The sequence below is a fragment of the Legionella gresilensis genome (assembly GCF_900639865.1).
Taxonomy (GTDB): Bacteria; Pseudomonadota; Gammaproteobacteria; order Legionellales; family Legionellaceae; genus Legionella_C; species Legionella_C gresilensis.
The window spans coordinates 69,904-78,312 of sequence record NZ_CAAAHX010000014.1 but is presented as its reverse complement, the minus strand read 5'-3'; the positions used below and the strand labels follow the sequence as shown (position 1 = coordinate 78,312).

Below are 8,409 nucleotides of genomic sequence, written 5' to 3'. Positions count from 1 at the left end.
GGTGTCCAAAAGGCCGTATAGATGAACTTGGAATAATTCCTAGCAAATATAGTAGCTTAATAGAGATCACGGGAAATTTTAATACTGAAAAAGAAAACTATGCTGCAAGAACAAAAGCCAATATAAAAGATTCTGATGGAACTTTAGTTATTGTACCTACATTACCTTTTCTTAAAGACAGTGGCACTGCATTTACAATCTGTGAAGCTTCAGTACAGGAAAAACCATATCTTATCATCGATATTTCACTATCTCAGGAAGAAAACTTTTCTAATATACAGGATTTTATTAGGCAGAATGATATAAAGGTTTTAAATATCGCAGGACCTAGAGAGTCAAATAATAATGGTATCTATCAAAAAACTTTTGATTTTCTTAAATATACTTTTCAACAACTGGAGCAAAGCTGCTCATATTCAATTTAAACATAAATTACAAAATTCTAGTTTTATATGTTATTACTTGCATATTATCCTTTTATTAAAGAACTTGCTGTTTTGAACGCTCTTTTTTTAAAGTTAGAAACTATAGCATAATTAAAAACACCCTGATCATATTATTTACATTACTCTGTAAAATGAATTTTCATTCCTTAAATCTAATTTAAATTTATTAATGTATAATGCACACCTATTTTTCTAGTATATAAGCTAGCATTATGCTATTAAAGTGCTATCAAATTGATTGCTCTATGAAATCATTTTGATAGCACATGATAGTAATTTTTACATTACCAATAAATTTATAATTTAATAACGTTGACTTTCTAAGTGCTTTCAAAATACATGCATTATGCTAGCATTTAGCTAGTATCCTAAAAATTTGTTTTATACGTACATGCTTTAGTAAGCTGATATCATTTTGCCTTTAAAGTGAGCGCATTATGCTCGCACTTCAATAGCATATTCAAACTTCATTCTAATATTAAAATATATAACCAGATATCAATTGGCTATCAAAATGCTTTCGAATTGCTATCAAAAAGCTTGCATTTTGATAGCAATTTATTAAATTGCGTTGGATAAGTAAAATTTTATAAAAAATTATTATCAAGCAATCAAAATGCTTTCAAAACAATTGCAAAATGCTATCAATATGATAGCATTTTTGTGTGTATAATTTAGGAAGAAAAATAAAATGATTATCTTAATTGGTGGTGAAAAAGGTGGGACAGGAAAAACAACCTTAGCTACGAATTTAGCTGCAACAAGAGCTATAGATGGATTTGATCCACTTCTAGTCGATACAGATCCTCAGAAAACTGCTAGCTTTTGGTCTTTAACTCGCGATGAGAATAGTTATAGCCCACGTGTAACAACCATACAGAAATTCGATAATGTTAAGCAAGAAATATTAGCCTTAAAAAGCAAATTCGATGATATTATTATTGATGCTGGTGGCCGTGACTCATTGGAATTAAGAACCTCCCTTCTTGTAGCAGATAAAGCCTTTTTCCCTTTAAGGGCATCTCAATTTGATCTTTGGACTTTAGCCAAAATTAATAGTCATATAAAAGATGCTCGTTCAATAAATGAAAAATTAAAAGCTTTTGTATTGATTAATCAAGCCTCCCCGAATCCGGGTGTTAAGGAAGGAGAACAAGCCTCTATGTATTTAGAAGAATTTGATGAACTTACTTCAATCGATACCATCGTTAGTGAAAGAATAGCTTATAGAAAGGCTGCTATTTTAGGTTGCTGTGTTCAGGAAATATCTCCAGAGGATAAAAAAGCTTCAGCAGAAATTTTATCCCTATATGAGGAAGTATTCCATGTCTGAGAAACCACCATTCAAAAAACCCCCTCTAACACCTGAAGAAAAGAAAAAGAAAGAGGCTGAATTTTTACGTTTTGATAAAACAGGTGAGGAAAATTCTTATCAGCCTCGCAAAAAAGAAAAGGAACCTACAAAAAGTATCTTTATTCGGGCCCCTGAAAGTTTCTGGCATGATATACAAGAAATTGTAAGCTTAACAGGTATATCTATGAATGCTGTATGTTTAGAGTTATTAAGACCAGCAATAAAGAGAAAATTAAAAGAAATTCGAGAAGATAATTAATTTTTTAAAATAGCATATTGCTAGCATATTGCTAGCAATTTATAGCTCCATACCTAGCAATATGCTCTATTTTCGCTATCAATCTGCTAGCAAAAAGCTATCAATTTGCCTTTAAATCGAAAAAAAAAATTATTGACATATAAAGATTTGCTACCCAAAATTACCGAAATGACAATCTATTAAATATTGATTTTTTATTTGTTTTTCTGAAAAAAGGACAGGAATAATGACAAGTTGATAGTGAATTAAAAGAATAGTTATGAAGAGCGCCAACTCTTCATAACTTAAGATATTAGCTAGGAACGTCTGCTAATTCATACTAAAATTAAGAAAGATTACCTTGCTTAAATTTAGTTTTTACTCAATCTATATTGTAGCTACGTTCCCTAAAAAAAACAACAAAGATAAGGAAATTATCTATGGGGAATTTTTGTTCAATTTTTCATGCTCATTTTGGTAGGTTGGTCGACTACACCCAAAGCCATAATAAAGCAGTCTTTTTAGATAAGTGTATCTTCTGGTGGCAGATATCCAACTACACGCTTAATGATGAGGAGATTTGGTTTACCAGGACCTTATCACAAATGGCTAAAGACTTAGCCTTATCAGAACGATCTATTAGTCGCTACTTAGAAGAGTTTGAGCAAAAAGGATTAATCGAGCGGGCATGCAAGCTCAGTGCATCGACTAAAAATGGCTTTCGTGTCACAAAACGCCTCTATATTCGAGTGACCCAAAAACTACTTGATTTGCTTCAGATACAGGAAGAAACAACAAAGTTAACTGATGCTCATACAACGCCATGCACTTTTTTAAATCAAGATGGCGAGATCGAAAAAGACAAAAAGTCTTTATTTATAAATAAAGAAAAAGATCATAATTATCTAGTTAACGGTACAGTTAGTTGTCAAGAAAATGTGGAAAAATTGTCTAAGCCCCTTAACCAAACACTCTATCCAATCTATCCAATTGAAAAAATAATTGGGGAGAGGGTAGGAGAGCGAACAAAAAATTATATTAAGGGCATGATGAATAATTTAAGCCATGAGCATCAAGTTCACTTTTCATCACCTGAGCAAACCTTTGCAGAAATTATTTTTACATTAATAAATCAACCGCAGCTAAAGCAGGTTGAGACTATTCAGCATAAGGTGCAAATTATTGCTAAGCTTTTGCGGGAAAAACGTTGGCGTACACCAAAGGGCTTTTATAATCACGCTGATTATGGCCAACACTTTAAACAAACATCTGGCAAATTAGTAGCTAAGGAAAACAAGCAAGACGCGTTATCTGTAAAAACCTCCCATTTTGAAAAAAACCGTTTGCTTAAACAAAAGCAAGATGCATTAGGGAACATTCGACATGCTATCCATAGTGAAAAGAGATATTTAGAGCTGGCTCTACAAGGCCAAGAGAAGGGAATTGATAAAAAAGCCTTGCTGGATTCTATCAAACGGCAACTTAATCAATTAGAAGACGAATCTTTTAGCCTTACAAAGGATATTATAACGCTTGAGCAGGAACTCGCTCCAGCGTTTAAAGCAGGACCTGATAAACGTAGCGAAAAAACGCACCAATTAAATCATCTCCAAGATAAAGCCGATGTATTGCGATTAAGTATTAATCGACAATTTGAAAAACTCTGTGAAACCATTGAATCCTTACCAAAAGGGCATAAAGAAATTAATATACAGCAACAAACCTATGAACATTTACAAACCGAACTTATTCGTCTTGAAAATACTATTTCAGAGCTAGAGTATGACTTGTATACTCATCATGCTGCTTAGAAGAGGTAAAGATTAGTAAAGAAAAGCTGGTTTATAAGGGAAGTGAGAACAATTATAGAGTTTTGTTGATATATTTATTTCGCACTGCAATATGTTATACACAATTTCTGTGGATAAGGCTGTGTGGTATTTATATAAAAGTCGCTAAAATCTAAGCTAAGTATGCGTTGAGGATGTGAGCGCTAGATAATAGTAAATTAACTCATAAAATAGACAACCATTTTAGCACATTAGCTAAGATAAGAGGATTATTTGGTTAAGTCGTTCCATTATTAAAAAAATTAGCAGAGAAAAATATGACATTAGACATTACTATACGTAAAGCGCTAATAGAGGATGCTCCAAGCTTCCTGCCTTTAATAGAGCAATTAGGGTATCCACTATCGCTTGAAATATTAAAAGCACAATTTGAGGTTTTTACTAAACAAGACGGTTATGAGATTTTTCTTGCTGAAAAGGCAGGTATTGTTGTTGGTTGGGTAGCCTGGTCAAAAAGCTATCTTTTTGTTTCGCCTACCACGCGGATTCACATTGAAGGATTGGTCGTTGATAAAAATTTTAGGGGTGAGGGTATTGGAAGGAAATTAATGGAGAAGGCTGAAGAATTCGCAAAGCAGTCAAGTCCTTGTATCGTTGATCTTACGTCGGGCTTAAGACGAGCAAAAGATGGCTCTCATGATTTCTATCAGTCTATGGGTTATTATAATGAAGGCTATATGGCTAAATTGTATTTAAGAAAGGAAATTTTCTAAAAATCTGCCACAAAAACTAATCTAAGTAAGAGTAATTATATTTGAGAATTCTTGCAGAGAGGCTTATAAACTATTTTTCTAATTCAGATTTTTAAGTTTATTTTCAATTTAAGCTCTAGTCTTAAGTCACCTAAACAAAAAATAACTATCAATAACCAGTTCCACTTCAAAAGATTAATTTATAATTTTTGGGAGTAGGTTAGGGGCAGTGCCACAAGTAATAGTTTCTAGCGATGATTTTTTATTTAACATCCTTAAAAGAATGTATTTTAACTAAAAAAGGAACTCTTACAAAAAATAAAAGGTACTGACGTTCAAGAATATATACAGTTATTGAAGAGGTCCTCAAATCATTATTTCAGGACCTCTTTTGAAAGTTATGAGCTGATATTTCTGCATTGGTAATATACTAAATTATTAAGTACTCCGTTGTTTACTTTTCAAGAAAGTAAAGCAACACGTTTTAATATTTTGTATTAGTAAGGTGAAATTATTTAGTAACTAATTTATTTTTGAGTAGCTATTTTAATAACATCTGGTGGCTTTTAGGACAGTAATTTTATTATTAGTGACACTCTTTTCCAGTCATCAAACCAAAGTACAAGAGCTAGAAAGATCAGCCTGAATTATTTTTATTATTCTTATACAGCACTACTAAGTGCTCATTATTATAAAAATTTATTAGATCTGACTGAGTTATTTAAACACTGTCAGATTTTATAATTCCTTCGTGAATTTCTGTCACAAAACTCTTAAGTGGGCTTAAACAAGTACTATCTAATGGATAATCTGTTAGAAGTTTAGTAACAAATTTTGGCCCATGGGATCCAACTTCGGGATTGAAATTTTCAACTTCTCCTACAGGCACTATAAATATCCCAATTTCATTTAACTTTGCTTTAAGTTCATTGTAATATCTTTGAGCATCACCGCGAGGAATAGCAGTAATACCGTATCTTTTAACTTGGGCCCAGGCTTTATTTTGATTCATTATATTTGAAATATCATTTTTACTTGGAAGAGAATCATTTGTAGCACTATCGTTTAATAATTTGATTATTTCATTTTTTATTTCATCATTAGTTTTAATTTCAATTCCTTTGCGCACTTCGCAGTCAATACGCCTCCATAAGCCCTCTAATTGCGTCCAAACACCGCCAAATGCTTCAACTGTTGATTTTACTAAATTAGAATCAGATAAAAAGTCCATATCGAAAACAGCCTTAACTGGAACCCCAACTTTAAGTAATACAGCAGCTATTTTAGGTATGTTATGTTTTCCGCCAGAAGGAATATATGATGTATCTTTCCAAGGTTTTTCTGATAATGCTGATATATAGTCTGCAATTGAATCGAATAAACGGCAGTCACTATCATCTTCACAAATAATTATTTGCTCATGGAAAATTCCTTCCAGGGCAGTTGAGTAACGAAGAACAGGTTGCCTCCAAAGTTCTCTTATGACTTCTTGAGATGCTTCATAAACTTTGTTTACATCGTTCTCTCTGCAAATTCTTAATATTCTAATATTTCCGCGAGTACCTTCTAAAAATCCACGAAGAATATCACTACTGTGTGTAGCAACAATAAGCTGTCCTGAAACTTTAGAGGAAAGAGTTTCCCCTAATCGCCGCATTTGAGGTGGATGCAAAAAAGCTTCTGGTTCGTCAATTAAAGTGATATCTCGATTTGCTACAATAGCCTCAAACAAAATGCCGGCATAGCTCTTCATACCATCGCCTTGTTTATCTAGCAATGGATTTTTGCGAACTCTATTTACATATTCGTCGCCAACTCGGTTAATTAATACTTCTTTATTTGGAATGGTTCCGACATGAATTGGCAGAACGCTTCCTCCTCTAAAATCAAACATAAGATCTTCTTTAAACGCATGATAAAAGAGAGTGCTTATTTTTTTCATAAGCTCTTCATCATCGTATAAAATATGTTGTGGTTTTGATTTTTGTTGACCTGGAGAAATACTTGATTGCTTCTTACATATTGTTAAACGTTCTTCAGCTGCGATTAATTTAATAAATCCTATAGCGAGATTATTTATAAGATAAGGGCTAGAGGACCAGTGGTTAATCATGTTTTCATGTAAATGCCAATCTTTATAACTATAATAACCATTAATGTATTCTGCTTCACTCTGAAGAAATTTTTTAAAATCCTCAGTACTTCCTGATTTTTTAATCTCTAGATCAGAAATCACAACTGCTTGTGATAGTTTACCATTTTGACAAATTTCCGAAATTTCACGAAGAGATTGTGATTTTCCGCTATTATTTGGTCCAACAATTATTATCTTATCCTGTGGGGAAAGAGTAAACTCATTTCCACCAGAAAAAACAACTTTCGATATGGATACATGTGGTTTGTTAAACTGTTTCATAAATTATTCCTTTCTGTTCCTAAACACAGAGAATATTTAATTTAAAAAACTTAATTCTAGACTTTCTGTGCTAGTGACAATGCTCCCTTTTTTAAACGATTAAATAGTTTTTCAGTGAGTTAAAATTAATAATAGTAAAAAACTGTGAAAATTACTTTACGTTTTTAATCTGATAAATAACGATACAAAGTTGGTTTCGAAATATTAAGAACTTTACAAATATCGGCAATGGCTAGGGCTTTATCTTGGTGCATACGCTTAGCAGCTTGAATTTTGGAGCCGTCTACTTTAGGGCGTCCACCTTTTCTGCCTCTTGCTCGCGCAGCAGAGAGCCCTGCTTGAGTTCGCTCTTGAATGAGTCGTCGTTCAAACTGGGCCATGGAAGAAAAAATATTAAAGACTAACTCACCAGAAGCAGTGGTCGTATCAATCGCCCCATCACATAATGATTTAAAACCAACCCCTTTTTCTCGTAACGTTTCAATAAGCGTTACTAAATGCACCATTGAGCGACCTAATCGGTCAAGACGCCAAACGACTAATACATCTCCAGAAGTTAAATTTTCTAAACATTGATTTAATCCAGGCCGCTCAGTTTTGGAGCCGGAAACTTTATCTTTAAAAATAAGATTTTTCTGACAACCTGCTTTTAGCAGGGCATCCACTTGCAAGTTTAAATTTTGCTCAAGGGTACTGACGCGGGCATAGCCAATTAAGCGTGACATTACTTTTTCTCAATTATTATTGTTTTTGATGGGTTTTCAATACTTTGATTTATTATACGGGTATTTGAGAAATATAGCCATGATTAGAAGTGGTGCTGCATAAGGGTTTTTGGTAAGGCAGGGTAGGGCGCTAAAAAAGTCTCAAAAAAGGGTCGTTTTACGAGACGCCTATATCACGAGTCAGTAACTTTTTTATGATATTGAAAACAGAGAAAATTTAAAATGTAACGCATTTGTTATACAATTTACTTATAGAAATCTTTGGAGTTCATAAGATGAATAAGGCAGCAACAATTAATGCCCGTATTGAGCCTGCTCTTAAACTAGAAGCAGAGGCTATTTTACACAAAGTAGGTTTATCATCAGCCGAGGCGATTCGCTTATTTTATAGCCAGGTATGCCTTCAAAATGGCCTTCCATTTGAAGTAAAAATACCAAATAAACGAACGTGTGATGCGATGAAAGAACTAGAATCAGGTAAAGGTGAACGGTTTAAAACAATGCAGGATGTATGGGATTCTATAGATAATGCTTGAATTAGAATTAGCGACTCAATTTAAGCGTGATTTGAAAAAAATTGACAGAGAAGGGTAGTTAACTTCTTAATTTTATTTTTGAACAATTGTAAAAGGAAGAGCCGTGGGCTCCAGGACATAAGAATTATTATCTTTTCAGAAATTGGAAATGT

At 33.1% G+C, this 8,409-nt stretch carries 8 protein-coding genes; 6 read left to right on the top strand and 2 right to left on the bottom strand.

Translation table 11 applies throughout. From position 1 onward, the window contains the following. The 5 genes from E1P04_RS14920 to E1P04_RS14900 form a co-directional block, all read left to right on the top strand. Positions 1–425 (top strand): YpsA SLOG family protein (locus tag E1P04_RS14920; protein ID WP_131783700.1); only part of this gene is annotated, 425 nt, incomplete at its 5' end. A 712-nt stretch (positions 426–1,137) separates the two neighbouring features. Continuing rightward, entirely contained in the window at positions 1,138–1,779 is a 642-nt protein-coding gene (locus tag E1P04_RS14915) for an AAA family ATPase (protein ID WP_131783689.1), read from the top strand. Further along, complete coding sequence (locus tag E1P04_RS14910; RefSeq protein WP_131783688.1) at positions 1,772–2,059, top strand: hypothetical protein; 288 nt, start codon at positions 1,772–1,774, stop codon at positions 2,057–2,059. The genes E1P04_RS14915 and E1P04_RS14910 overlap by 8 nt, the downstream gene beginning before the upstream one ends. A 419-nt stretch (positions 2,060–2,478) precedes the next feature. Next, positions 2,479–3,849, top strand: a complete 1,371-nt coding sequence (locus E1P04_RS14905) for a hypothetical protein (protein WP_131783687.1) — start codon at positions 2,479–2,481, stop codon at positions 3,847–3,849. Positions 3,850–4,145: 296 nt separating this feature from the next. After that, positions 4,146–4,601 carry a GNAT family N-acetyltransferase gene (locus E1P04_RS14900; RefSeq protein ID WP_131783686.1) on the top strand — a complete coding sequence of 152 codons (456 nt, stop codon included), beginning with the start codon at positions 4,146–4,148 and terminating at the stop codon, positions 4,599–4,601. Between the two features lie 700 nt (positions 4,602–5,301). Here E1P04_RS14900 and E1P04_RS14895 read toward each other — a convergent pair. Next, complete coding sequence (locus E1P04_RS14895; RefSeq protein ID WP_131783685.1) at positions 5,302–6,996, bottom strand: ATP-dependent nuclease; 1,695 nt, start codon at positions 6,994–6,996, stop codon at positions 5,302–5,304. 164 nt (positions 6,997–7,160) lie between these two features. Next, positions 7,161–7,721: a recombinase family protein gene (locus tag E1P04_RS14890; protein ID WP_131783684.1), complete on the bottom strand. Its 561-nt coding sequence runs from the start codon at positions 7,719–7,721 to the stop codon at positions 7,161–7,163. Between the two features lie 275 nt (positions 7,722–7,996). Between E1P04_RS14890 and E1P04_RS14885 the strand changes: the two genes are divergently transcribed. Further along, on the top strand, positions 7,997–8,257 hold the full coding sequence (locus tag E1P04_RS14885; RefSeq protein WP_115332911.1) for a type II toxin-antitoxin system RelB/DinJ family antitoxin: 261 nt from the start codon (positions 7,997–7,999) through the stop codon (positions 8,255–8,257). Positions 8,258–8,409: the final 152 nt, after the last annotated feature.